The 26,565-nt window shown below is 76.1% G+C and carries 14 protein-coding genes; 11 read left to right on the top strand and 3 right to left on the bottom strand.

Translation table 11 applies throughout. From position 1 onward, the window contains the following. Nucleotides 1-17 precede the first annotated feature (17 nt). The 3 genes from ACZ6I1_RS23635 (at nucleotide 18) to ACZ6I1_RS23625 (ending at nucleotide 4,087) form a co-directional block, all read left to right on the top strand. Nucleotides 18-1,199 carry an oxygenase MpaB family protein gene (locus ACZ6I1_RS23635; RefSeq protein WP_469290201.1) on the top strand — a complete coding sequence of 394 codons (1,182 nt, stop codon included), beginning with the start codon at nucleotides 18-20 and terminating at the stop codon, nucleotides 1,197-1,199. Nucleotides 1,200-1,296: 97 nt separating this feature from the next. After that, nucleotides 1,297-2,874 (top strand): molybdopterin-dependent oxidoreductase, encoded by a 1,578-nt coding sequence (locus tag ACZ6I1_RS23630; RefSeq protein WP_469290199.1) that lies wholly within the window; start codon nucleotides 1,297-1,299, stop codon nucleotides 2,872-2,874. 145 nt (nucleotides 2,875-3,019) lie between these two features. Continuing rightward, entirely contained in the window at nucleotides 3,020-4,087 is a 1,068-nt protein-coding gene (locus ACZ6I1_RS23625; protein ID WP_469290197.1) for an alpha/beta hydrolase, read from the top strand. Here ACZ6I1_RS23625 and ACZ6I1_RS23620 read toward each other — a convergent pair. From ACZ6I1_RS23620 to ACZ6I1_RS23610, 3 genes are all read right to left on the bottom strand, one after another. Continuing rightward, nucleotides 4,084-5,349, bottom strand: a complete 1,266-nt coding sequence (locus tag ACZ6I1_RS23620; protein WP_469290195.1) for a cytochrome P450 family protein — start codon at nucleotides 5,347-5,349, stop codon at nucleotides 4,084-4,086. The genes ACZ6I1_RS23625 and ACZ6I1_RS23620 overlap by 4 nt on opposite strands. An 83-nt stretch (nucleotides 5,350-5,432) precedes the next feature. Continuing rightward, nucleotides 5,433-6,704 carry a putative Ig domain-containing protein gene (locus ACZ6I1_RS23615; RefSeq protein WP_469290193.1) on the bottom strand — a complete coding sequence of 424 codons (1,272 nt, stop codon included), beginning with the start codon at nucleotides 6,702-6,704 and terminating at the stop codon, nucleotides 5,433-5,435. Nucleotides 6,705-6,794: 90 nt separating this feature from the next. Then, a complete protein-coding gene (locus tag ACZ6I1_RS23610) occupies nucleotides 6,795-7,688 on the bottom strand; it encodes a LysR family transcriptional regulator (RefSeq protein WP_469290190.1) in 894 nt (297 codons plus the stop codon). A gap of 823 nt (nucleotides 7,689-8,511) precedes the next feature. On the opposite strand from ACZ6I1_RS23610, the gene ACZ6I1_RS23605 reads away from it, so the two are divergent. The 8 genes from ACZ6I1_RS23605 to ACZ6I1_RS23570 are packed head-to-tail and all read left to right on the top strand — an operon-like array spanning nucleotide 8,512 to nucleotide 26,553. Then, nucleotides 8,512-15,444, top strand: coding sequence for an SDR family NAD(P)-dependent oxidoreductase (locus ACZ6I1_RS23605; RefSeq protein WP_469290188.1), 6,933 nt, complete (start codon nucleotides 8,512-8,514; stop codon nucleotides 15,442-15,444). Beyond that, nucleotides 15,437-20,110 (top strand): type I polyketide synthase, encoded by a 4,674-nt coding sequence (locus ACZ6I1_RS23600; protein ID WP_469290186.1) that lies wholly within the window; start codon nucleotides 15,437-15,439, stop codon nucleotides 20,108-20,110. The genes ACZ6I1_RS23605 and ACZ6I1_RS23600 overlap by 8 nt, the downstream gene beginning before the upstream one ends. After that, nucleotides 20,100-20,417 carry an acyl carrier protein gene (locus ACZ6I1_RS23595; RefSeq protein ID WP_469290184.1) on the top strand — a complete coding sequence of 106 codons (318 nt, stop codon included), beginning with the start codon at nucleotides 20,100-20,102 and terminating at the stop codon, nucleotides 20,415-20,417. Before ACZ6I1_RS23600 ends, ACZ6I1_RS23595 begins: the two co-directional genes overlap by 11 nt. A gap of 6 nt (nucleotides 20,418-20,423) precedes the next feature. After that, complete coding sequence (locus tag ACZ6I1_RS23590) at nucleotides 20,424-21,275, top strand: alpha/beta fold hydrolase (RefSeq protein WP_469290182.1); 852 nt, start codon at nucleotides 20,424-20,426, stop codon at nucleotides 21,273-21,275. Then, complete coding sequence (locus ACZ6I1_RS23585) at nucleotides 21,272-22,435, top strand: glycosyltransferase (protein ID WP_469290180.1); 1,164 nt, start codon at nucleotides 21,272-21,274, stop codon at nucleotides 22,433-22,435. The genes ACZ6I1_RS23590 and ACZ6I1_RS23585 overlap by 4 nt, the downstream gene beginning before the upstream one ends. Further along, complete coding sequence (locus ACZ6I1_RS23580) at nucleotides 22,432-24,300, top strand: methyltransferase domain-containing protein (protein WP_469290178.1); 1,869 nt, start codon at nucleotides 22,432-22,434, stop codon at nucleotides 24,298-24,300. Before ACZ6I1_RS23585 ends, ACZ6I1_RS23580 begins: the two co-directional genes overlap by 4 nt. Further along, nucleotides 24,297-25,271, top strand: coding sequence for a galactokinase (locus ACZ6I1_RS23575; RefSeq protein WP_469290176.1), 975 nt, complete (start codon nucleotides 24,297-24,299; stop codon nucleotides 25,269-25,271). The genes ACZ6I1_RS23580 and ACZ6I1_RS23575 overlap by 4 nt, the downstream gene beginning before the upstream one ends. A gap of 16 nt (nucleotides 25,272-25,287) precedes the next feature. Further along, nucleotides 25,288-26,553 carry an alkaline phosphatase family protein gene (locus tag ACZ6I1_RS23570; protein ID WP_469290174.1) on the top strand — a complete coding sequence of 422 codons (1,266 nt, stop codon included), beginning with the start codon at nucleotides 25,288-25,290 and terminating at the stop codon, nucleotides 26,551-26,553. Nucleotides 26,554-26,565: the final 12 nt, after the last annotated feature.

The following is a 26,565-nucleotide window of genomic DNA, read 5'->3' as shown; positions in this document are numbered from 1 at the left end:
CGAGAAGGACGACTGAAGTGAACACCACCAAGAGCGCCCCGCCGAAGACCCGTTACGACGAGGCCGCACTCGACGCCCTGCGCACCCAGGGGGATCCGCTCGCCGACGAGACCGTCGCCGAGATGTTCCGCCGCAAGGAGGTGGGCGACCTCAACACGCTGATGCGGTTCTTCAGCACCGTCGGGGACACGCTGCCCGACCAGCTCCCCGCGTCCGCGCGCGCCTACTTCGAGGCGACCGCCATGCCCCCGAGCTGGGTGGACTGGGACATGATGGAGCAGGCCCGGCTGTTCTTCATGGACAACGCGGCCCACATCAACACCGGCCTGTCCTTCGCGGCCATGCCCGCGACGTACGCCATCCCGAGGCTCTCCCGGCTGCTCTCCTCGACGCACTCCCTCGCGTACCCCTCGCGGCGGATGGCCAACACCGGGCAGTTCGTCACCTATCTCATGCAGACGAACTCCTTCGCGGAGGGCAGCAAGTTCATCCCCGCGGCCCAGAAGGTGCGGCTGCTGCACGCGGCGGTCCGCCACCACCTGCGCCACGGCGGCCACTGGGACATCGAGAAGGACGGACTGCCCATCTGCCAGGAGGACATGATCGGAGGTCAGGTCTGCTTCTCGCTGCTGGTGCTCGACGCCATGCACCAGCTCGGCATCCACATGAGCGAGGACGGCGCGGAGGCCTACTTCTACGCCTGGCGGGTCGTGGGAGCCATGCTGGGCTGCGACATGTCGGCCGTACCGGAGAACATCACCGAGGCCCGCGACTACTGCGACCTCTACCTCCTGCGCAACCTCGGCCCCTCCCCCGAGGGGGTCCGCCTCAACGCCCAGCTGATGCGGATGTACGAGGACGTGGTCCCCGGGACCTTCTTCGACCCGATGGTGCCCGCCACCGTCCGGTACCTGGTGGGGGACACCATCGGCGACTGGCTGGAGATCCCGCGCACCCCGTGGGACACGGCGGCGAAGGCCGTCCCCGTGTTCCTCGGCCTGCTGGAGACGATCGAGGACAGCAGCCCGTACGCCGAGTGGGCGCTCGACAAGGCGGGCTCACTGCTCTCCGGCCTCGAACTGTCCGCGCTGACCCGGGGCCGGGTCATGCACCACGCCATCCCGGAGGAGCTGAAGGACGAGTACGGGGTGAAGCCGCCGCGCACCGGGCGCTGGGTACCGCCGGCGCCGGTGCACTGACGGGCGGCGCCGACCCCCGGACAAGGCCCCGACACGGTGCGCGGCCAGGTGCGCGGAGAGGTGCGCGCAGCGGGCGGGGGCGGGTCACACTGGCCGTGTGACAGCAGACCGGAGGCGTCGGCCGCGGCAGCTCGGTGCCCTGAGCGGGCTGGTGGCGGCGGCCGCGGGGCTGGCCGTGGGCGAGCTCGCGGCGGCGGTCGTCCGACCCGAGTCCTCCCCGGTGACCGCGGTCGGCGCGGCCGTCGTCGACGCCACACCCACGGCGGTCAGGGAGTGGGCGATCCGGCAGTTCGGCACCGCCGACAAGCCGGTGCTGACGCTCGGGATCCTCGTGATCCTGGGCCTGGCCGCGGCCGGGGCGGGAATGCTGGCGCTGCGCCGCCTCCCCGCCGGGATCGCCGTCGCGGGCGCCTTCGGACTGCTGGGGGCGGCGGCCGCACTCGGCCGTCCGGAGGCCGGCCGGCGGGACGCGCTGCCGTCACTGGCGGCCGGACTGGCCGCGGCCGCGGTGCTGTGGCTGCTGGTGACCGCGGTACGACGGCCCCGCCCGTCGGGATCGCCGCCCGGTGGCGCCTGGGCGATGGACCGCCGCGGTTTCGGCCGGCTGGTCGCCGCCACCCTGGCGGCATCGGCCGGGGCCGCACTCGCCGGACGGCGCCTCGGCGCCTACGGCTCCGCCGGTGCGACGGCCTCCCGGGCCCGCTTCCGGCTCCCCCGGGCCGCGGTGCCCGCGCCGCCGGTTCCCGCGGGCGCCGACCTCCGGGTGCCCGGGGTCTCCCCCTTCCTCACGCCCAACCGGGACTTCTACCGCGTGGACACCGCCCTGGTCGTGCCGCGCGTGGACGCCGACGCCTGGCGGCTGCGGATCCACGGGGAGGGCGTGGCCCGGCCGCTCACCCTCGATCTGCGGGAGCTGCTCGCCCGCCCCCTGGTCGAGCACGACATCACCCTCTGCTGCGTGTCCAACGAGGTCGGGGGCCCGTACGCGGGCAACGCCCGCTGGCTCGGCGTCCGCCTCGCCGACCTGCTCCGCGAGGCGGGGGTCCGGCCGCCGTCCGCGGGCGGCCGCGCCGACCAGCTGGTGGCGCGCTCGGTGGACGGCATGACGATCGGCACGCCCGTCGAGACCGTCATGGACGGCCGTGAGGCGCTGCTGGCCGTCGGGATGAACGGGGAGCCGCTGCCCTTCGCGCACGGCTTCCCGGTCCGGATGGTCGTACCGGGCCTGTACGGGTACGTCTCCGCCTGCAAGTGGCTGAGCGAGCTGCGCCTGACCACCTTCGCCGCGTACGACGCCTACTGGGTGCGCCGCTCCTGGGCGGAGCGGGCCCCGGTCAAGACGCAGACGCGGATCGACACCCCGCGCTCGCACGCGGCGCTCGTACCGGGCCGGGTGGCGGTCGCCGGTGTGGCGTGGGCACAGCACCGGGGCATCGAGCGGGTCGAGGTACGGGTGGACGCCGGCCCCTGGCAGGAGGCGCGGCTCGGAGCCGCGGACGGCCTCGACACCTGGCGGCAGTGGGTGTGGCCGTGGGAGGCGACCGCGGGCTCGCACACCCTGGAGGCCCGCGCCACGGACGGGACCGGCGCCGTCCAGACCGGGGAGCGGGTCGGGACACTGCCGGACGGGGCGACCGGCTGGCACGCGGTGACGGTACGCGTCGCGCCGGGCTGACGCGTGACGGTGCCGCCGGTAGATTGACGCGACAACCGGGACATTCTGCGCATGTCGTGTCGTACGCCTCGTGCGTCTCGTACGGCTCGCGCGTCTCGCACGTCTCGTTTGCCTGCCCCGTCCCGTGCGTCAGGAGCCCGGCCCCGTGGAGCTGACCAGTACGCCGTTCCTCGTCACCCTGATCGTCCTCACGGTGCTCGCCGTGCTCGCCGCCCTGCTCCTGTGGAACCGGATTCCGGGACCGGGGTGGGTGCGGTGGCCGGTGCGGGTGGCGATGATCGGGCTGTGCCAGCTCACCGCGATCTGCGGGGTGGCCACCTGGATCAACGGCAGTTACGGGCTCTACTCCTCCTGGGACGACCTGCTCGGCACGGACGCGGGGCAGCAGGCCGGGTCGATGACGGGCGCGCCGGTGGGGCGGGCCCGGTTCACCCAGAACGGTGACGGCACCCGGACCGCCTTCTTCCGCGGCTCCCACTCGAAGCTCGCCGGTCAGGTCGTCGTGTGGCTCCCCCCGGAGTACAGCGCGCCGGGCGCGGACCGCACCCGCTTCCCCGTGCTGATGCTGCTGCACGGCTATCCGGGCACGCCGCGCACCTGGATCGACCTCGGGGACATGCCGGGGGCCCTGAACCAGATGGTGGGGCTGGGCGCGGCGCACCCCTTCATCCTGGTGATCCCGGAGATCTATCCGGGCGGGGTGAACACCGACTGCAGCAACACCCCGCAGCTCAAGATCGCCGACTGGCTGGCGCGGGATGTGCCGGAGCTGGTCGCGCGGAACTTCCGTACGCTGCCCGCCCCCGCCGGCTGGGGGCTGATGGGCGTCTCGACCGGCGCCTTCTGCGCGGCCAAGCTGCCGCTGCAGTACCCGAAGGCCTTCCGGGCGGGCGCGGCCCTGGACCCCGATCCGCTGACCGGCGACCCGGAGGTGCTGCCCGACCCGGTGCTCCGGGAGCGCAACAGCCCGATGTGGCTGGTCGCGCACACGAAGAAGGCGGACGTCGGGCTGTTCCTGGCCACCTCGGCGCAGGACAAGGACAGCCCGCCGCAGCAGCTGGAGGCCTTCGCCAAGGCCGCGGCGGGCAGCGGGGTCCGGGTGAAGACCCTGGTCCGTCCGGCCGGCGGCCACAACTTCCAGACGTGGACGGGGATGTACCCGGACGCCCTGGGCTGGCTGAGTACGGAGGTGTCGCCGCCGGGCCCGCGTTAGGGGGTCAGGCGGACCGGCAATGCCTCCACGCTGTTGCCGATGAAGCTGCGCTGGTGCGGGAGTTCACCCTCGGGGAGCGCGAGGTCCAGGTCGGGGAAGCGGGTGAAGAGCCGCTCCAGGGCGATGGTGGCCTCCAGGCGGGCGAGCGGGGCGCCCACGCAGTAGTGGGCTCCGTGTCCGAACGACAGGCTGCGGGCGGCGGTGGGGCGGGTGAGGTCGAAGCGGTCGGCGTCCGGGCCGTGGAAGGCCTCGTCCCGGCCGGCCGCCGTGTAGCCGGCGAGAACGGGGGTGCCCTGCGGAATCACGGTTCCGTCGACGGTCACGTCGCGGGTGGGGTAGCGGAAGGGGAACCAGCTGACCGGGCTGTCCCAGCGCAGGGTCTCGTCCACCACGTCCGACCAGGTGGCCTTCCCGTCGAGGACGAGGGCGAGCTGATCGCGGTGGGTGCACAGCGCGCGCACCGCGTTGCTGATGAGGTTGAGGGTGGTCTCGTGGCCCGCGATGAGCATCAGGCGCATGGTGCCGATGAGTTCGGGCTCGCTGAGCCGGTCGCCGTCGCCCTCACGGGCGGCTATCAGGGCGCTGGTGAGGTCCTCTCCGGGGTCCGCCCGGCGGGTGGCCGCGATGGTGCCGATCAGCTCGACCAGTTCGCGTACGGCCGCCATCACCTCGGCCGGTGCGGTGTCGGTGGCGATGATCACCGTGTTGGACAGGTGGTGCAGCCGGCCCCGGTGCTCGGGGTCCACGCCGAGCAGCTCGCAGATGACGCTCATCGGGAGGGGCAGGGCGACGTGCGTGCGCAAGTCGGCCGTCCCGTCGGGGGATTCGGCCGCGGCCCGCTCCAGGTCGTCCAGGAGTGCGGCGGTCAGTTCCTCGACGCGCGGGCGCAGCCGTTCCACCTGGCGGGCGGTGAAGGCCTTGCCGACGAGCGCGCGCAGCCGGCGGTGGTCGGCGTCGTCGGCGGTGTGCATGCCCTGGGCGTTGGCGAAGACCCGCAGCGGCCAGTCCGGGGGTATGGAGCCGTCGTGCAGGGACGGGAAGTGCCGGGAGTCCTTGGCCACGTCGGGGTGGGCGAGGAACTCCTTCAGCGCCTCGTGCCCCAGGACCACCGCGCCGGGCACCCCGCCGGGCAGGACGACCTCTGCCACGGCGCCCTGGGCCCGCAGCCGGGCGTTGAGGGCGTGCGGGCAGCCGCCGGCGGGGTCGATGACGTACGGGGTGGCGTCCGGGGCGTGCGGGGCGGACGAGAGGGGGGACGACAAGCCGGTTCTCCTGACCTCATGGACGGAACTCGGTCAACAGTGCGGCTTGCGGGGCGGGTTGTACAAGGCCGCCCCGCCGCGTCTCAGAACCAGGTGAGGGTGAGTGCGAAGGAGGTCCCGGCGGTGGCACCCGCCGAGTCGGTCGCGGTGGCGGTGACCTGGAGGGTGCCGCCGGCCCAGGGCTTGCCGGTGATGCGTCCGGTGGCACCGTCCAGGGTCAGGCCCCAGGGCAGGCCGGAGGCGGCGTAGCGGACGGGCGGCTTCCCGCCGGTGGCACTGAGCTGGATGGTGCAGGACTGGTTGAACTTGCAGGTCTGCGGGCCCGGATTGGCGAGCCGCAGATCACCGGCGGTCGGCGTGGGAGTCGGGGTCGGCGTGGGAGTCGGGGTGGGAGTCGGGGCCGGGGTGGGCGTGGGCGTGGGGGTGCCGCCGCATCCCGGGGTTGCCTCCGGCGGCAGCGGCACCCGCCAGATCTGGGTGTCGTTCTCCGATCCGACGAGCAGGTTCGCGCAGTCGGCGTACGTCACCGTCTCGCCCTGCGACTGGGCGGGCAGGGCGACGTCCGCCAGCTTGGCCCCCGAGGCGGCGTACACGGAGGCCGTGTTGGCGCCCAGCGGTCCGCCGCTGCGCAGGGTGTACGAGGCGCCCGTCGGCGAGAACGCCCCGTCGGTGGCGAACACCGGTCCCGGCCGGACCGCGGTGAGCGTGTTGACCTGCCCGGGCACCGGCGGCAGCGGGGCCTGGTACAACTGGCCGGGCGCGCCGATGAGTTTGCTGGCGACGTAGATCCTGCCGGTGCCGGGGTCGGCGAGCAGGGACTCGGCGTCGTGCCTGCCGTCGGCGTAGGCGAACCGGTGGGTCACCGGCGTCACGGTGGCGTCGGCGAGCCGCTCGGGCTCCGTGAAGGCGTGCACGGAGATCTCCGCGCGGCCGCTGAAGTTGTCCCCTATGTCGCCGACCAGGACCGCCGGGCCGCCCGCGGCGTCCTTGCCGATCGCCAGGCCCTCCCAGTCGGTGTTGCCGACGCCCGCGACGGTGAGCGTGGCCACGAGCCGGCCGGTGGCGGCGGTGCAGTCGATCGCGAAGACCTGGTTGGTGTTCCCGCTGTCGTTGACGGCGTAGAAGACGCCCGGGTGCCGGCGGCTCATCGCGAGGCCGCTGAGCTCGGCCAGGCCGCCGGGGAGCGTGCACCTGCGCTCCGGCGCGAGGGCGTCGGCGGACGTCGCGGCGGGCGGGATCGGGGCGCCGGAGGCCGTGGCGCTCGCGCTGGTCATCCAGGCGACGGCGGGCAGGATCGTGGCGAGGGCCGCGGTCGCGAGGGCGGCGGCCCGGTGGGGTGTGAGGACTCGGGACATGCCCACCATGTGAGGGGACATCAGTCGGTGGCACCAGGGCACATCGCCTCCCGTTCGAGCATCGTTCAATGCCGGATCGGCATGCCTCCGTCAGCGCACCGGTTCCCGTACCGGTGCCTTGTGCCCGGCGTGGGCGATGAAGGCGCGGGCCGCGCGGCTGAGGGCCCGCCGGGCGTGCGCGATGCCGACGGGACGCAGCAGGGGCGGGGTGAAGGAACGTATCTCCGCGCGGCTGCCGAAGGCCCTGAGCACCACGTCCCGGTACCAGATGAGGGATCCGCGGCCGTCGGTCACGCCCGTCACCCAGGCGAGCCGCTCGTCGACCTCCAGGGCGGGCACGGGCCGTACGCCGAGGCAGCTGAACATGGCCTCCATCTCGGTGCGCCGGCCGGTCCCGGGCGTGGGCAGCACCATCGGCAGTCCGTCCAGCATGCGGAACGGCAGGGGGTGCGGCAGCCGGGAGCCCAGCGGCGAGATCAGCACCACCTCGCGCTCCTGGATGAAGTGGGTGGAGAGCTCCTGGTCGATGGGCAGGTCGACGAGGGCCAGCTCGGAGCGGCCCTGGGTCAGTTCCTGGACGAGGGCCTCCCGGCTGTCGTGCTGCTGGAGCCGGACGTCCACGCCGGGATGTCGCTCGGTGAACGCCGCGACCAGGTCGGAAGCCAGGTCGAGGGCCAGGGTGGGCGTGGTGACGAGGCTCAGGGCGGCCCGGGCGTCCTTGCCGTGCGGGGTCCCGATGTCGTCGATGGCCTCCACCGCGTTGAGTACGGTGCGGGCCAGCCGGACGACCCTGGCCCCCTCCGGCGTGAGGTCCACCCCCCTTCCCCGGCGGGCCAGGAGTTCCACGCCCAGGTCCCGTTCCATGGCCTGGACGGCGCGGGACAGGGCGGACTGGGCGACGAAGACCGAGGCGGCGGCGCCGGTGATGGACCGGCAGTCGGCGACGGCGACGAGATAGCGCAGCTGCGCGAGCGTGGGCGTCATGACCGGACGGTAACCGCGTGGGGCTGTACCTGTAAGGGCTCGTCGCGTGAACAACTTCCGGGCCCCCGGGTGGTGTTCATGCACGGTCGGCGGTGAGGCATGCCGGTGCGGCATGCCCGGGGGGAGGCGCCTGCGCGGACCCGGGCGGCGGGGCGGCCCGGCCCGGCGGGAATCGCCCCAGGCCACCGGCTCGGCGGGGCCGTGCCGGGGGGTCGGCCGGGGTGCGTGCCGGGTGGTCCGCGGGTCCTGATAACCCGAAGCACCGTATTCCGCATGGCTGTTGACAGTGCGGGGCGGCCACCGCACGATGCATCGCGGCGTGAGGGTGTTTGACCACTGCTCTAGGGCCTGGTCCACAACCCTGGTCCTGTGGCCGGGAAGGTGGGCCGGGCCGCGGCGCCGGGCCGGGTCCCGGTGCCGGTCCCGGGCTCGGTGCCGGGTCGCGGTGCCGGTTCCGGTCCCGGTCGCGGTGCCAGTTCCGGGCTCGGTGCCGGGCCGCGGCGCCGGTTCCGGTCCCGGTCCCGGTCGCGGTCCCAGTTCCGGGCTCGGTGCCGAGCAGCGGTGCCGGGCCGCGGTGCCGGTCCCGGTGCCGGGCCGCGGTGCACCGCGAGGCGGTGGGGGCACTTCCCGGCGGTAGCCGGGGGGAGCGCCGCGACCCGGTGGGCCTTTCCGGCCACAGCACCAGGCCCGCCGCCGTACCGGTGGCGGGCCGCCCGGCCCGGCGTGCGGGACCAGGGCCCCGTCCGCACGCCCCGTTCTGACTTTCTTCCGTTCTTCCGCTCTGTACTGCGCCATGTCACACAGCATTGGAAGAGGAGCGCCCGTGACCCCCCATCCCCCGCAGTCCGCCGCCGCCCGCGATCTGGTCGTCGCGGTGACCCCGTTCGAGGAACCCCATCCCCGGATCGTGACCGCCGCCGAACGCGCCGGCGCCCTCGGGCTGCTCGACCTCGGGCGGGACCCGGCCGCCGCACGGCGCGCCTTCACGGAGCTCGCCCGCCGGCTCGGCGGCGACGACAGCGGCGGCAGTGGCGGCGACGACAGCGGCGGCGGCGAGGGGCGCGGCGGTGGCCGGTACGGGGTGCGGGTGCCCGCGGGCTGCCCGCTGGGCCCCGGGGAGCTGCCGTCCGCCGTGGACACCGTGCTGCTCGCCGACCCCGCGTGCCACACGCCGGAGCAGGTGGCCGCCTGGGCCGCGGCGGCCGGCCGGCCCCGGGTGTGGGCGGAGGTGACCGGCCGCACCGAGGCCGCACGCGCCGTGGCCGCCGGGGCGGACGCGCTGGTCGCCAAGGGCCACGAGGCCGGTGGCCGGGTGGGCGCGGCCACCACCTTCGTGCTCCTCCAGCAGCTGCTGGCGGACCCCGGAGCGGGGGTGCCCGTACGGGCCTACGGCGGGATCGGGCCCCACACGGCGGCGGCGGCCGTCGCGGGCGGGGCGGCGGGCGTGCTGCTCGACGTACAACTCGCCCTGACGGCCGAAGGCGAGGCCGGCCTGCCGGGGGAAGTGACCGCCGTGCTGCGGGCGATGGACGGCTCCGAGACCCGGCTGGCCGACGGGCACCGGGTGTTCGCCCGCCCCGACCTGACCCCGCCCGAGGGGCCGGTGCCCGCCCTGCTCGGCGCCAGGGACCTGCGGGCCCAGCTGCTGCCCGTAGGACAGGACGGGGCCGCCGCCGCCCGGCTGGCCGCCCGACACCGGACCACCGGCGGGGTGATCCAGGCGGTCCGGGCGGCGATCTCCGGCCATCTGGCGGCTGCCGTGCGGGCCCGGCCGCTCGCACAGCCGCTCCCCGTCGCCCAGGGTCCGATGACCCGGGTGAGCGACCAGGCGGCCTTCGCCGAGGCGGTGGCCGCCGAGGGCGGGGTCCCCTACCTTGCGCTCGCCGTGATGGAGGGCCCGGACGTACGCCGGCTGCTGGCCGAGAGCGCCGCGCGGCTCGGCGACCGCCCGTGGGGCGTGGGGCTGCTCGGCTTCGCCCCGGCCGAGCTGCGCACGGAGCAACTGGCGGCCGTGGCCGAGGCCCGCCCCCCGTACGCGATCATCGCGGGCGGCACTCCGGCGCAGGCGGCCCCGCTGGAGGCGGCCGGCATCCGGACCCATCTGCACGTGCCCTCGCCGGGACTGCTGGAGCGGTACCTCACCGAGGGCGCGCGGCGGTTCGTGTTCGAGGGGCTGGAGTGCGGCGGCCACGTCGGGCCGCGCGCCTCGTTCCCGCTGTGGGAGGAGCAGATCGAGCTGCTGCTGTCCTGCCCCGAGCCCGAGGCCCTGGACGTGCTGTTCGCCGGCGGGATCCACGACGCGCGCTCGGCCGCGATGGCGGTGGCGGCTGCCGCGCCGCTGGCCGAACGAGGCGCGCGGGTGGGCGTGTTGATGGGCACCGCGTACCTGTTCACCGAGGAGGCGGTGGCGGCGGGCGCGGTGCTGCCGGGCTTCCAGCGGGCGGCACTGGACTGCGAGCGGACCGTGCTCCTGCACACCGCCCCCGGCCACGCGACGCGCTGCGCGGACACCCCGTACGCCGAGACCTTCGAGGCGGCCCGGCTCCGGCTCATGGAGAGCGGCACCGAGCCGCGCCTCGTCTGGGAGGAGCTGGAGGGCCTCAACCTGGGCCGGCTCCGCATCGCCAGCAAGGGCCTGCGCCGGGCCCTGCCGGGCGGCACCGCCGGTACGGCCGGAGCCGGCGGAACCCGGCCGGCGGGCTCCGCCCTGGAGGCCGTGTCCGATGAACAGCAGTACACCGAGGGGCTGTTCATGCTCGGGCAGGCCGCGACCCTGCGGACGGAGACCACCACCGTGGCCGCGCTGCACGCCCAGGTGACCGAGGGGGCGACGCGGGTCCTCGAGCGGCGGGCCCGCGCGTTCGCCCCGGCCGGGGCGGCGCCGGCCGCGGACCCCCTCGACATCGCCATCGTCGGGATGGCCTGCGCCTATCCGGGAGCGCCCGACCTCGCCGCCTACTGGGCGCGGATCCTGTCCGGGGCGGACGCGGTGACCGAGGTGCCGGCCGAGCGGTGGGATCCGGAGCTGTACTACGACCCCGATCCGGCCCGGGCCGGTGAGCGCACCCCCTCCCGCTGGGGCGGCTTCCTGGACCCGGTGCCCTTCGACGCACTCGCGCACGGCATCCCGCCCGCCTCCCTCTCCGGGATCGAACCGGTCCAGCTGCTGGCCCTGGAGATCTCGGCGCGGGCCCTCGGCGACGCCGGTTACGGCAAGGGCCGGGAGTTCGACCGGTCCCGGACCTCGGTGGTCTTCGGCGCGGAAGCCGGCACCGAACTGGCGGGCGCCTACGGGCTGCGCGCCCTGCACCCCGCCTACCTGGGCGAGCTGCCGCCCGAGCTGGACGGGCAACTGCCACGGCTCACCGAGGACTCGTTCCCCGGGATCCTCGCCAACGTGATCGCGGGCCGGGTCGCCAACCGCCTCGACCTCGGCGGCGCGAACTGCACGGTCGACGCGGCGTGCGCGTCCTCGCTCGCCGCGCTGGACCTGGCCTGCCGCCAACTGCGCGACCTGGACAGCGACATGGTCATCTGCGGCGGGGCGGACGTGCACAACGGCATCAACGACTACCTGATGTTCGCCTCCGTGCGGGCCCTGTCCCCCAGCGGCCGCTGCCGGCCCTTCGACGCCTCCGCCGACGGGATCGCGCTCGGCGAGGGCGTGGGCGCGCTGGTGCTCAAGCGGCTCGCGGACGCCGAGCGGGACGGCGACCGCGTGTACGCGGTGATCAAGGCGGTGGGCGCCTCCAGCGACGGCCGGTCCCTCGGCCTGACCGCCCCCCGGCCGGAAGGCCAGCGGCGGGCCCTGGAGCGCGCCTACGCCCGGGCGGGCGTCTCCCCCGGCGAGGTGGGCCTGGTCGAGGCGCACGGCACCGGCACGGTGGTCGGCGACAGCACCGAACTGGCGGTGCTGAGCGAGCTGTTCACCGAACACGGGGCCACCGCGGGCTCGTGCGCGCTGGGCTCGGTGAAATCGCAGCTCGGGCACACCAAGTGCGCCGCCGGGCTGGCCGGGCTGATCAAGGCCGCCCGGGCGGTCCACGCGGGCGTGCGGCCGCCGACCCTGCACCTCGACACGCCGAACCCGGCCTGGCGGCCGGACACCAGCCCCTTCGCCTTCGACACCGAGGCGCGGCCCTGGGCGGTGCCCCCGGAGCGCCGGATCGCCGGCGTGAGCGCCTTCGGCTTCGGCGGCACCAACTACCATGCCGTGCTGGCCGGTTACGCGGGCTCCGAGGAGCCGCGGCACGGCCTGGAGGAGTGGCCGGCCGAGCTGTTCTGCTTCCGCGGCGAGGACCGGCGGGCGGCGGGCCGGGCGATGGCGCGGCTCGCGGCCCGGCTGGAGGAGAACGATGCGGCCGGGCGGCCGTGGGCACTGCGCGACCTCGCGGCGGAGGCGGCGGCCACCGGCTCGGGCCCGGTCCACGTCGCGGTCGTCGCCGCCGGTCCGGACGAGCTGGCGGCCCGGCTGGAGCAGGCCCGGGCCTTCACCGCGGGTCCGGGGGTCCACGTACGGGAGGAATCGGCGGATCCGGGCCGGATCGCGTTCCTGTTCCCGGGGCAGGGCAGTCAACGTCCGGGAATGCTGGGCGAGTTGTTCACGGCGTTCCCCGGGCTGCGCGGGCTCCTGGACGCGGCTCCGGCTCCGGTGGTCTCGGCGGTGTTCCCGCCCGCGGCGTTCACCGCCGAGGGGCGGGCCGCGCAGCGGGCGGCGGTCACCGACACGCGGGTGGCCCAGCCCGCCCTCGGGCTGGCCGGAGCGGCGGCGCACCGGCTGCTCACCGGCCTGGGTGTCCGGCCGGACTGCGTGGCCGGGCATTCGTACGGGGAGCTGACCGCGCTGTGGGCGGCCGGGGCCTTCGACACGGAGGGCCTGCTGCGGCTGAGCGCCCGCCGGGCCGAGGCGATCCTGGCCGCCGCCGGAACGGATCCGGGGTCGATGGCCGCGGTGTCGGCCGCGCCGGAGGAGGTACGGGAGACCGCCGCGCGGGCCGGGTGCGTGGTGGCGAACCACAACGCACCCCGGCAGTGCGTGATCTCGGGGCCGACGGCGGCCGTGGCGGCGGCGGTGGCGGCCCTGCGCGAGGCCGGCCTGTCGGCCGAACCGCTGCCCGTGGCCTGCGCGTTCCACAGCGGGGTGGTGGCGGGAGCGGCGGCCGCCCTGGCCGGGGAGCTGGCCGGGACGGCCGTGTCCGGGCCGGTCATTCCCGTCTGGTCGAACACGACGGCCGCCCCGTATCCGGCCTCCGCCGAAGGGGTACGGGGCCTTGCCGCACGCCAGGTCGCGGAGCCGGTCCGGTTCGTGGAGCAGGTGGAGGCGATGTATGCGGCCGGTGTCCGCACGTTCGTGGAGGCGGGGCCCGGCCGGGTCCTGTCGGGGCTGACGTCCCGGATCCTGGGCGAGCGGCCGCACACCGTGGTCCCGCTGGACGTACCGGGCGAGCACGGCCTGGTCCGGCTGGTCACGGCGCTGGCCGAACTGGCGGCGGCCGGCGTGCCGGTGGCGCCGGAGGCGCTGTTCCGCGGACGGACCTCCGCCCTGCCCGACCACGCGCCGCGCCGGCCGGGCTGGCTGGTCGACGGCCACCTGGTGCGCACCGCCGACGGCGCACCGGTGGCCGGGGGCCTGCGGCCCGCCCAGCGGGTGACCGCGGCTCCTGCGGTCGCGCCCGCGGCGGCGCCCGCCTCCGACCGGCGCGAGGAGGCGGTTCTGGAGTACCTGCGCGGCGCCCGCGAGCTGGTCGAGGCGCAGCGGGACGTGCTGCTGGGCTACCTGGGCGCGTCCCGCGGTGCGCCGCGCCCGGCCGTCCCCGCGGGAACGGCCGGCGCACGGCCCGAGGTCCGGCCGGTCCTCGCGCCGGGCGCCGACCACGGCCCGGGGCCCGAGGCCCGCGGCACGGGCGGCGGGGTGCCGTCCGGCGCGCCGCTCCCGGTGGAGCCGGCCGCCGCCCGGCCGGTCCGGTCCCCTGAGGACGTCATGGAGGCGGTCCTGGAGATCGTCCACACCCGGACGGGATACCCCAGGGACATGCTCGACCCCAGGCTGGACCTGGAGGCGGACCTGTCCATCGACTCCATCAAGCGGGTCGAGATCATCGGCGCCCTGGCCGACCGGATCGGGCTGCCCCAGGACCCCGGCGGCTCCGCGGAATCCGCGGTCGAGGAGCTGTCCCGGATCAAGACCCTGCGCGGGATCGTGGACTGGGTCACCTCCCACACCGGCGAGCCGGAACCCGCAGAACCAGCCGGCAGCGCGGGGGCAGCGGTCACGGCTCCGGCAGCGGGGCCCGCCGCCGTGCCGGTCGCCCGGCTGCGCGTGGACACCGTCCCCGTGCCGGCGCCTTCAGGGGATCCGGAGACCCTCCGCGACCTGCGCATCGGGGTCGTGGACGACGGACAGGGCCTGGCTCCGGCACTCTGCGCGGCCCTGCGGACGTACGGGGCCGAGGCGCATCCGCTCACCGAGGCCAGGCCCGGGTTCAACGGGATCGTCGACCTGACCGCCCTGCGGACCGGCGCCGAACCCGTCCTCCCCCAGGTCTTCCCCGGGCTGCGGCGGGCCCTGACGGGCGGCACGCCCCGGCTGCTGCTGGCCACCGCGAGCGGCACCCCCGGCGCGGGTCTGCACGGCTTCGCGCGCAGCGCCGCCCTCGAGTTCCCCGGCACGCTGGTCCGTGCCGTGGACGTCCACCCCAAGGAGGCCTCCGAGCAGGTCGCCGCGCAGCTCCTCGCCGAGCTGAGCTGCCCGGTCCCGGTCCCGATCCCGGGCGCTGGCGGGGGCACGGGCGCGGGCGCGTCGGCGGCCGGGGAACCGGCCTCGGTCGGCTACACCGCCGAGGGAACGCGCGTCACCCGCCGCCCGGTGCCCGCCCCTCTCGTCCCGGCCGGCGACGGCCCGCCGCTCGGCCCCGGCTCGGTGGTCCTGCTCACCGGCGGGGCCCGGGGGATCACCGCCCGGACCGCGCTCGCGCTGGCCCGCGCCACCGGATGCCACGTGGAACTCCTCGGGCGCACCCCCGAACCCCCCGCACAGCCCGACGCGTTCGGCCAGGCCACCGACCGGGTGGCGCTGCGCGCCGCGCTGATCGCCACGGGGCTCCGCACACCCGCCGAGATCGAGGCGGCGGCCTCGCGGATCCTCGCCGAACGCGAGGTACGGGCCACCCTCTCCGCCCTGGCGACGGCCGCGGCCTCGGTCCGCTACCACTGCGCGGACGTCACGGACGAGCGGGCCGTACGGGCCGTGGTGGCCGAGGTGCGCGAGCGGCACGGCCGGCTGGACGGCATCGTGCACGGCGCCGGGGTGCTGCGCGACGGCCTGTTGCGCGACAAGCAACCGGCCGACTTCGCCGAGGTGTTCACCACGAAGGTCGCCGGTGCCCGCCACCTGGCCGCCGCGGCCGCCGAGCACGGGACGGGGCCCGCGCCCCGGTTCCTGGCGCTGTTCGGCAGCGTCGCCGGGGTCTACGGGAACCGCGGCCAGTGCGACTACGCCGCGGCCAACGACGCCCTCGACGGCCTGGCACGCACCTGGGCGGAGTCCTTCCCGGGCCGGGTGCTGTCCGTGGACTGGGGTCCGTGGGCGGCGGATGCGGGCGGGATGGTCACGCCCGAGCTGGAGCGCGCGTACGCCCGTCGCGGCATCCCGCTCATCGCGCCGCAGGCGGGTACCGCCGCGTTCCTGGACGAACTGGCGCACGGAACCGACGTACAGGTGGTGCTGATGGCGGAGCGGGGCGACGGCGATGAGTGAGCCGCTGCGGCGCGGCCCGCGCCCGACCGACGCGGCGATCGTCGGGATGGGCGCGGTGTTCCCCGGGGCGGCCGATCTGGCCTCCTACCGGCGCAACCTCCTCGCCGGCACCGACTCGATCGGCGAGGTCCCGCCGGGACGCTGGGACCCCGAGGTGTACTACGACCCGGCCGGCGCCGCCGGACCGGCGGCGGGCGACCGGTTCTACTGCCGGCGCGGCGGGTTCGTCGACGGCCTCGCCGCCTTCGACCCCACCCGGTTCGGGATCATGCCGGCGGCCGTGGAGGGGGCCGAGCCCGATCAGATGCTGGCCCTGCACGCGACGGCCGAGGCCATCGCGGACGCGGGCGGCGAGGACCGGCTGCCGGCCGACCGCTCCCGGATCGGGGTGGTGCTGGGGCGCGGCGGGTTCATGGGCGTGGCCACCGCGCGGCTGGACCAACGGGTGCGTACCGCCCACCAGTTGGCGCAGACCCTGCGGGAGCTCGCGCCGGAGCTGGGCGAGCGGCGGATCGCGGAGGTGCGCTCCGCCTTCCAGGAGGCGCTGGGGCCGGAGCGCCCGGACGCCTCGATCGGCCTGGTGCCGAGCTTCACCGCCGCCCGCACGGCGAACCGGCTGGACTTCCGCGGCCCCGCCTACACCCTGGACGCGGCCTGCGCCTCCTCGCTGCTGGCGGTGGACCAGGCGGTGGGGCTGCTGGCGGGCGGGCGCTGCGACGCGGTGGTCGCGGGGGCCGTGCACCACTGCCACATCGCGACGCTGTGGAGCGTGTTCACGCAGCTGCGGGCGCTGAGCCCGAGCGAGCGGATCCGGCCCTTCGACCGGCGGGCCGACGGGACCCTGCTCTCCGAGGGCACCGGCGTGGTGCTGCTGAAGCGGCTCGCGGACGCGGAGCGGGACGGCGACCGCGTGTACGCGGTGATCCGCGGTACGGGGGTGGCGGGGGACGGACGGGCGGCGAGCCTGATGAGCCCGCTGGTCGCGGGTCAGGTACGGGCCCTGGAGCGGGCCTGGCGCGACGCCGGGCTGGATCCGCGGGCCCCGGGCGCGCTGGGCCTGCTGGAGGCGCACGGCACGGGCACTCCGGTCGGGGACGCCGCCGAACTCGACACCCTCGCCCAGGTGTTCGGGCCGCCCATGGGCGGAGGACGGGGGATCGGCTTCGGTTCGGTGAAGTCGATGCTCGGCCACACCATGCAGGCGTCCGGCATGGCCGGGCTCATCAAGGCCGCCCTCGCCGTGCACGAGGGGGTGCTGCCGCCGACGCTGCACCTGGAGGAGCCGCACCCTGACCTGGCGGCGACGCGGATGCGGCCGGTGACGGCGGCGGAGCCGTGGGAGCGCGGGCCGGTGCCCCGCCGGGCCGGGGTCAACGCGTTCGGCTTCGGCGGGATCAACGCGCACGTCGTGCTGGAGGAGGCTCCGGGGGCCGCCCCGCCGACCGCTCCGGTGCGGCGTTTCCTGCCCCTGGGGGCCGCTGCCGTACCGGTGGGGGCGGCCCGCGCCCGGGAGGACGTACTGCGGCTCGCGGCGGACGGTCCGGCGGAGTTGTCCGCGCTGCTGGCCTCCGGATCCGCGGCGTCGGGTGGTTCCGGACCGTGCCGGCTGGCGGTGGTGGGGCCGACGCCGCAGCGGCTCGCGCTGGCCGCGAAGGCGGTGGCGCGCGGCCGGGCCTGGCGGGGCAGGGGGGACGTGTGGTTCGCCCCGGAGCCGCTGGGCGGCCGGCTGGCCTTCCTCTTTCCCGGCCTGGAGCCGGAGTTCGCGCCGGTCCTCGACGACGTGGCGGACCGGCTGGGTCGCGGCCTGCCCCCGCTCACCCGGGGCACGTCGCTCGTCGAACGGGCCCTGGACGCGATCGCCACCGGACGGTTCTTCGCCGGGGCCCTGCCCGCGATCGGCATCGAGGCCGACGTGCTGGCGGGCCACAGCCTGGGCGAGTGGGCGGCGATGGTGGCCGCCGGCATGTACCCGAAGGAGGCGGCCGACACCTTCCTCGGCTCGCTGCGGCCGGACGACCTGCTGGTCCCGGACCTCGTCTACGCGGCCCTGGGCTGTGGTGCCCGGCGGGCGGAAGCGGCCCTCCACGGGGTGGAGGGGGTGGTGGTCAGCCACGACAACTGCCCGCACCAGTCGGTCGTCTGCGGAGAGCCCGAGCAGGTCGCCTCGGTGGTGGCCCGGTTGCGGGCCGACGGAGTGCTCGGCCAGGAACTGCCCTTCCGTTCGGGCTTCCACACCCCGATGTGGGAGCCGTACCTGGGCCAGGTCCGGGCCGCCTTCGGGCGGCTTCCGCTGCGGGCCGCCGCGCTGCCCGTCTGGTCGGCCACGACCTGTGCGCCGTTCCCCTCCGAGCCGGGCGACGTACGCGAGCTGGTGGTCCGCCACCTCCTGGAGCCGGTCCGCTTCCGCGAGCTGACCCTGCGGCTGTACGAGGAGGAGGGGGTGCGGTCCTTCGTCACGCTGGGCCCCGGCAGCCTGCCGGGCTTCGTCGAGGACACCCTGCGCGACCGCCCGCACCTGTCGGTGTCCGTCTCCTCCCCCCGGCTCGGCGGCCTGGCGGCGCTGCGCCGCGCGTGCGCCGCGCTCTGGGTGGAGGGGTACGCGCCGCACTGGGACCTGCTGGCCGGAGCGGAGGCCGGTCCGAGCCGGGCGGACGCCCCGGCCCCCGGGCCGGCGGACGCTCCCGATCCGGCCGTCGGCCGCCCCGGCGTGCGTCCCGCGCCTGCCGGCCGCGGACCCGGCCCGGGCTCCGGCCGCAGCGTGCCGCTGGACCTCGGCTCCCCGCTGGTCCGGCTCGGCGAGGCGGCCAGGGCCTCCCTGGGCGGCCTGCTGGCACCGCCGACACCGGGCACGCCCGGGGCCCCGGGGACAGCCGGGACACCGGGGACGCCCGTCACGCCCGGGACGCCCGGGACACCGGCCGGCCCCCGGCCGGTCCTGCTGTCCGCCCTGGACGCGGTGCTCGCCGACACCGGCGCGGCCGCCCGGAGCGTCACCGAGGCCTGGTCCGCCGTACGGACCGCGGATGCGGCAGCGCCCGCCGCCCGGCCGGACCCCGCCGCACGGACGACCGCGCCCGACCCGGCCGGCGAGGGTTCGGGAAGGGCCACGGGGAAGGAACGCCTGCACCTGTCCCTGGCCGCGCTGCCCTACGTACGGGACCACTGCGTGTACCTCCAGCCCGACGGCTGGCCCGAGGACTCCGACCGGTTCCCCGTCGTCCCCATGACCACCATGCTGGAGCTGGCCGCCGGGGCCGCGCTGCGGCACGCCCCGCCCGGTCTCCGCGTCGTCGGCTACGAGGACGTACGGGCACTGCGCTGGCTGGCCGTCGAACCGGCCGTCGACGTCGAGGTCACCGTACGCGGCGACGGGCCCGGCCGGGCGCGCGTCACCCTCGGCCCGTACGCCTCGGTGGTCGTCCTGCTCGGCGAGCGGTACCCGCGGCCGCCCGCACCCGACACCACACCCCTGCGCGATCCGCGGCCGGCCCCCGTCAGCGCCGACGCCCTCTACCGGGACCGGTGGATGTTCCACGGCCCCCGCTTCGCCGCCGTGCACGAGGTGCGGAGCGTCGGCGCGGACGGCATCGAAGGGGTCCTGCGGGCGCTCCCCGACCCCGGGGCGCTGCTCGACGCCGCCGGCCAGCTCTTCGGCCACTGGATGCAGCTCAAGCTGCCCGTCGACCGGTTGGTGTTCCCGGCCACCGTGGACCGCATCCGCTTCACCGGGCCCCCGCCGGCCCCTCTGGACCTGGTCGCCGCCACGGCCCGGATCCGCGCGGTGCACGACACCACCGTGCGCGGCGACCTGGAGCTGCGCCGGACCACCGGAGAGGTGTGGGCCCGGATCGAGGGGTGGACGTACCGCCGCTTCGGCGCCGACGAGCGGGTCTGGCCGATGAAGTTCACCCCGGAGGTGTGCGGCATCGGCGAACCCCGGCCGGAGGGCTGGTGCCTGGCCCGCCGCCGCTGGACCGACCCCGCCTCGCAGGAGCTGGTGATGCGCCGCTACCTCGGCGCCGCCGAGCGGGTGGCGTACGAGCGGCTGTCGCCGCGCGCCCGGGCGCCGTGGCTGCTGGGCCGGATCGCCGCCAAGGACGCGCTGCGCCAGGTGCTGTGGGACGGCGGGGCCGGACCGGTGTTCCCGGCGGAGGTGCCGATCGGCAACGATCCGGCCGGCCGGCCGCTCGCCGAGGGCCCGCTCGCCCGGGGCCTGCGGCTGTCGATCGCCCACAAGGACCGGATCGCCGTCGCCCTCGCGCACCCCGGCCGCCCGGTCGGCATCGACGTGGAACAGGTCACCGCCGACCCGGACGCGCTGGTGCGGATCGCCCTCGGACCGGAGGAACTGCGGCTCGCCGAACGGCTGTCCGCCCGCGAGGGCTGCGGCCTGCCGGCGGCCCTGACCGCCGTGTGGTGCGCCAAGGAGGCCGCCGCCAAGGCCGAGGGCAGCGGGCTCGGCGGCCGCCCCCGGGACTGGCGGGTGGCCGAGGATCCCGGCGCGGACGCGCTGCTGGTCCGCTCCCCCGACGGGCACCGGTACCCGGTCCGCACCGCCCTGGTCCCCACTGATCCGCTCGACCACGTCGTCGCCTGGACCGTCCGCGACACGGCGACCCCGTCCCCCGTCCCCTTCCACCTCACGGAGACCCGTCATGGCATCTGACATCCTCGCCGAGATCACCGGAATGCTCGTGGAGATCGTCGGCGACGCGTACCTCCTGGCCGAGGAGGTCACGATGAAGACGACGTTCAACGAGGACCTCGCCCTGGAGAGCGTCGAGTTCGTCGCCCTCGCCGAGCTGCTCCACCACCGCTACGGCGCCGAGGTGGACCTGATGGAGTTCCTGGCGGAGAAGGACATGGACGCCATCCTCGCCATGTCCGTGGGTGACCTCGTCACGCACATCGGCCGGATCACCCATGCCTCCCTCGCCCGCTCGGGGGCCGCCCCGGCCGCCTCCGCGGGCTAAGCCGCCATGGCCTTCGTCCTCGCCAACTCGCTGCGCTTCCACGTCCAGCGGCTGCCCGCCACCGCGGAAGCCGCCCGCCCCGACCGGCCCGTGGTGGTCTTCCTGCACGGGCTGGCCGTAGACAACCTGTCCTCCTTCTACTGCCCGCTGGCGGTACCGGTGGCCCGCGCCGGCCACGAGGCCGTCCTGTACGACCTGCGCGGCCACGGCCGCACCGAGCGTCCGGCCGCCGGATACGACAGCGGCACGGCCGTACGGGACCTCTTCGCGCTGCTCGGCGCGCTGGGTCTGGGGGACCGGCCGGTGCACCTGGTCGGCAACAGCTACGGGGGCACCCTCGCCCTGCACGCGGCACTGGCCCGGCCCGGTCTCGTCACGGGGCTGACCCTCCTCGAGCCGCCGCTCGGCGGGAGCTGGGTGGAGGGCATGGTGGACACCCTGTCGGCCGCCGCCCTCAGCCTGGAGGACAGTCCGGTCCCCGCCGAGCTGCGGAGCCTGCGGCTGCGCAAGGCCGCCAACCTCACGGCGATCGCCGACGACCTGCTCAACCGCACCACCCTCATCGACGACATGGCGGCCGGCCGCACCTTCGGCCCGGCCGACTACGCCCGGCTGCGCTGCCCCCTGCTGGTCGTGTGCGGCGAGCACTCCGAACTGGTCCCGGGCGCACGGGAGCTGGCCCTGCACGCACCGCACGGGGCGCTGCGGATCCTGCCGGGTCTGGGACACGACGTGCTGAAGGAGACCAGCGGGGTGCTGCGGGAGGCCGTACTGGCCCATCTCGGCGCGTCGGCGGCGCTGACGGCACAGGAGCCCCGGGACGCGCACGGGACACGGGTGGGAGCGCTGGTGCCATGAGGGTGCTGTTCACGGTTCCGCCGCTGGCGGGGCACGTCAATCCGACGGTGGCGGTCGGGGCCGAACTGGCGGCCCGCGGCCACGAGATCGCCTGGACGGGGCCTTCCGGGGTACTGGCCGGGCTGCTGCCCGCGCAGGCCCGGATCCTGCCCGCCGGGGAGGAGGCGGGCGGCGGCTACTCGGCGCTGCACGCACGCTGGCGCGATCTGCGCGGGGTCGCGGCGCTGCGGTTCCTGTGGGAGGAGGCGCTCGTGCCGCTGGCGCGGGCGATGGCGCCCGGGGTGGCCGACGCCGTCCGCGCCTTCGGGCCGGACGTACTGGTCGCCGACCAGCAGGCCCTGGCCGGACCGCTGGTCGCCGAGCAGCTCGGGATCCCCTGGGCGACGTCCGCCAGCACCTCGGCGGAACTCACCCGGCCCTTCGCCGACTTCCCGAAGGTCGGCGCGTGGGTGGCGGAACAGGTCCGCGGACTGCTCGCCGAGTTCGGGCCGGTGGCCTCCCGCTGGGATCCGCGGTTCTCCGACCGGCTGGTCCTGGTCTTCTCCACGCCCGAACTCGTCGGCCCGTCCGACGAGTTCCCGCCGCACTACGCCTTCGTCGGCCCCGCCTTCGGGGCCCGCCCGGCCGCTCCCGGATTTCCCTGGCAGCGGCTCGATCCGGCACGCCGACGGGTGCTGGTGTCCCTGGGCACCCTCAACCAGGAGGCCGGCAGCCGGTTCTACGCGGCGGTGCTCGGCGCCGCCGAACACCTCGCGGAGGACGTGCAGGTGGTGCTCGCGGCTCCCCCCGCACTGATCGGTTCCGCGCCGGGGCACCTGCTGCTGCAGGAGCGCGTCCCGCAGCTGGAACTGCTGCCCCACCTGGACGCGGTGGTCTGCCACGGCGGCCACAACACCGTGTGCGAAGCCCTCGCGTTCGGGCTGCCGCTGGTGATCGCCCCGATCCGCGACGACCAGCCGATCGTGGCCCGCCAGGTCGTGGACGCCGGAGCCGGGGTACGGCTGCGGTTCGCCAGGACCCGGGCCGAGGAACTGCGCGACGCGCTCACGGCCGTACTGGACGAGCCCGGCCCGCGCCGGTCCGCCCGGCGGATCCAGGCCTCATTCGCCGCGGCGGGCGGAGCCGCCGCCGCGGCCGACCGGTTGGAGAAACTCCTATGACGCCACCCCCGATCCCCCGGGTCCCGTGGACCTCGGTGGTCCTGCTGGCCGCGCTCGGTGCGGGCACGGTCCGGGCCGGCCGCCGGCTGCGGGCGGTGCCGGTGCTGCCGGTCGCCCCGGCCGCGGCGACCGGGGTGCCGCGCGCCGCCGGGTGGCGGCTGCTGACCGCCCGGGGGGTGGAGGCCGACGCGGCCACGTTCCTCGCCGCCTGCGCGCACGCCGAACGGGAGGGGCTGCGGGTCCTGGACCTGCTGCCGGGGGATCTGGCCGCCGAGCGGGCGCTCGGGCTGCTGCGCCTGGTCGACCCCGCCCGCTACCGGCGGGACCGGCTCGGCGAGGGGCGCGGCGCCGGGTTCGCGGTGCTGGCCGCCGAGGAGCTCCTCGCGCGGGCGGGGGTGGATCCGGACGGTCCGCGCCCCGGGCCGGCGGAACTCCTCGCGCTCGCCCGTCGTTTGAAGGAGTACGCGGCCGGGGCCGCGGGCCTGGCCATCGCCCCCGCGCTGAGCTGCGGACCACAGGGCGGGGCGACGGGGCCCGCGCGCGCCGCCGAGCTGCGGGCCCAGGGGCTGCCGCCGGGGGCGCTGGCCGCGGCCCAGCTCGCCGGGCTGGCCCTGCTGGCGGGCGTCGTCGTGCGCCAGGGCCGGTGGGGCGCCGCCGCGGCCGGGCTGTACTGGCTTCAGCCGTACCTGGCCCTCGGCGGGCCGCGCTCCCCGCTGCGCCCCGCCGATCTGGGCCGGGCCACCGCCGCCCGGCCGGTACGGTCGCTCGGCGCGGCCCTGCGGACGGCCGCGGCGGCCCGCCGTGGCCGGGGCGGGGATGCGGACTCCGGGCGGGCCGCCGCCTACCGGGCGGACCTGGCCGCGGGGACCGACCGCTTCTTCGAGGTGCGCCGCCCGGACTGCCCCTGGTGCGGCGGCGGGCGGCTCGCCGTCCGGGTCCGGGTGCCCGACCTGCTCCAGGGCAAGCCCGGCCGGTTCACGCTGGAGCGCTGCGAGGACTGCGGGCACGTCTTCCAGAACCCCCGGCTGAGCCCCGAGGGGCTGGAGTTCTACTACCGCGACTTCTACGACGGGCGGGGCGGCGAGGGGGCGGGCACCGTCTTCGGGCGGCTCGGCGACGCCTACCGGGGGCGCGCCGAGATGCTCCGCGCGCAGGTCGGCACCGCCGGTCCGGAGTCCTGGCTCGACGTGGGCACCGGGCACGGGCATTTCTGCAACGCGGCGCGCGAGGTGTGGCCGCAGACCCGGTTCGACGGGCTGGACATGGGCGACGGGGTCCTCGGGGCCGAGCGCCGCGGCTGGGTGGAGACCGGCTACCAGGGCCAGTTCCCGGAGTACGCCTCGAAGCTGGCGGGCCGGTACGAGGTGGTCAGCATGTACCACTACCTGGAGCACACCAGGGATCCGCTGGCCGAACTGGACGCGGCGGCCGCCGTCCTGGCCCCCGGCGGATTCCTGGCCGTCGAGGTGCCCGACCCCGAGTCCCGCATGGCGGGCCTGCTCGGCGGGGCGTGGCTGCCCTGGTTCCAGCCGCAGCACCAGCATCTGGTTCCGGCCGCGAACCTGCGCGAGGCGCTGGCCGACCGGGGGTTCACCGTCCTCGTCGAGGAGCACGGCGGGGCCCATCAGGGCAACGACTTCTTCGGCGCGGTGGCGCTGACCGCCGCCCGGCTGGCCCCCGACCCGGACCGGCCGTGGGGTCCCCCGGCCACGCCCCGCACGCGGGCCCTCGCCGGCCTCGTACGGCTGGCGGCGCTGCCCTGCTTCGCGGGGGCGGCCGTGCTCGACGCCGTGCGGTCGGCGGCCGCCCGGGTCACGGACGGCGGGAACGCCTACCGGATCCTCGCCCGCAAGGACGTCCGGTGACGGGCCCCGCCGAACCGGCGGGCCCGGCCGGACCGGGCCTCGCGGAACCCGGCGTCCACGGGCCGGGGCCCCTCCGCGCCGGAGGCGACCTGGCGCGGCGGGCCACCGCCGATCCGCTGTTCCGGCTCGTCGCCTACGCCCTGGAGGCCGCGCACGGCCGGCCCCCGGCCGCCGTGTGGAGCGCCCCGTACGCCTTCCACCTCGGGTCCCCCGGGCTGGTCGCGGCGGCCGGCTGGCCGACGGCCGCCGCCGCGGCCCCGCGCACCGACGGCCTGGTGCGGCTCAGCTCGCTGGGGCATCCCGCGGACAGCTGCGATCTTCCGCTGACGCTGTCCGGGCCGCCGCCCGCGGCCCCCGCCTGGGCGGTCCGGCCGTACGCCGTGCTGCGGGCGCTGGCCCGGGCCGGTTTCGGCCGCGGCGGTACGGACCTCCACGTGCAGGGCTCGCTCACGGCGGCCGCCGGGCTGGCCACGGCCGAGCCGGCCGACTGCGCGATCGCCCTGGCGGTGGCCGACGTCCACACGGGGGCCGGCGTGCTGCCGGACCGTGCGCGGCTGGCCCGGCTGCTGGCCGCGGCGCTGCCGGACGGGGACGACTCCTTGCGCCGGGCGGTGCTCTTCGCCCGTCCCGGCAAGGCCCTGCTGCCGGGCGCCGAGCCCCGGCGCCGGCAGCGGTACGTCCCCTTCGACCCGGCCGCGTCCGGGGCGCGACTGGTGCTGGTGGCCGTGCGCGGCGAGGCCGCGGACCGGCCGGCCGAGCTGGCGCGGGCCGTGGCCTGCGCCCGCCGGGCCGGGGCCCTGCGCGCCTGGCCGCCCGGGCAGGAGCCGGGGCGCAGTGCGCTGGTGCTGCTGCCCGAGGCACGCCTGACGGCGGTGCGGGCCGCGGTCGCGGAGGACTTCCGCGACCGGGAGCGGCCCGTACCGCGCTTCCTGAACATCGCCGTGGCCGGCGCGGCCCGGCGAGAGGAATGACACCAAGGAGGATCCCATGCCCACCCCCTCACCCAGGGCCGACGCGAGACGCCGGGCCCGGTGGTCGGCGCTCGTGGCCGGACTCGGCGCGCTCGGCCTGCTGGGCGCGTTCACCGTCGCCAACTCGCAGGCCGCGGAGCCCCGTTCCGCGACCGTGCCGGTCGCGGCCGCGCTGCCCTCGTACGACCACGTGGTGGTCGTCGTGTACGAGAACAAGCAGTACGGGGAGATCATCGGCAGCGCGAACGCCCCGTACATCAACCAGTTGGCGAACGGCGGCGCCAGCCTGACCGGCATGAAGGCACTGACCCACCCCAGCCAGCCCAACTACTTCAACCTCTTCTCCGGCGCCACGCAGGGCATCACCGGCGACGGCTGCTACACCCCGCAGTCGATGACGGCCCCCAACCTCGGCCAGGAGCTGATCGCGGCCGGCAAGACCTTCGCGACGTACAACGAGGACCTGCCGAGCGAGGGGTCCACGGCCTGCACGAACGGTCAGTACGCGCAGAAGCACAACCCGTGGTTCGCCTTCAAGAACGTGCCGCTGAACACCGGGAAGACGTGGGCGCAGTTCCCGCAGAACAACTTCGCGGCGCTGCCGCACCTGTCGTTCATCGTGCCGAACCAGTGCAACGACATGCACTCGTGCTCGGTCAACACGGGCGACACCTGGACGAAGAACAACATCGACGCCTACGCGCAGTGGGCGAAGGCCAACAACAGCCTGCTGGTGCTGACCTGGGACGAGGACAACTACCTGGGGTCCAACCAGATCGCCACCGTGTTCTACGGCGCGCACGTCAAGACGGGCAAGTACGCCACCCCCTTCAACCACCACCACCTGCTGCGGACCTTCGAGGACCTCTTCGGCACGACCCACGCGGGCAACGCGGCCAACGTCCAGCCGATCTCCGAGGTGTTCGAGGGCTCGACGCCCACGCCCACGCCCACTCCCACGCCCACCTCGACCCCGACACCCACACCGACCCCGACCCCGACACCGACCCCGACCGCGGGTGACCTGAAGCTGGCCAACCCCGGCCCGCAGACCTGCAAGTTCAACCAGTCCTGCACCATCCAGCTCAGTGCCACCGGCGGCAGGCCCCCGATCCGGTACGCGGCCACCGGCCTGCCCTGGGGCCTGACCGTCGACCCCGGCACCGGCCGGATCAGCGGCAAGCCGTGGGCCAGCGGCACGCTCCAGATCACCGCCACGGCCACCGACTCCGCGGGCTCGACGGTCACCGCCGGGTTCCCGCTCACCGTCAACTGGTTCTAGTCGCCCAGGGAG

This window comes from Streptomyces sp. NPDC046303, from assembly GCF_055588085.1.
The sequence above is the reverse complement of the archived record's forward strand: the minus strand, read 5'-3'. Positions and strand labels throughout refer to the sequence as shown.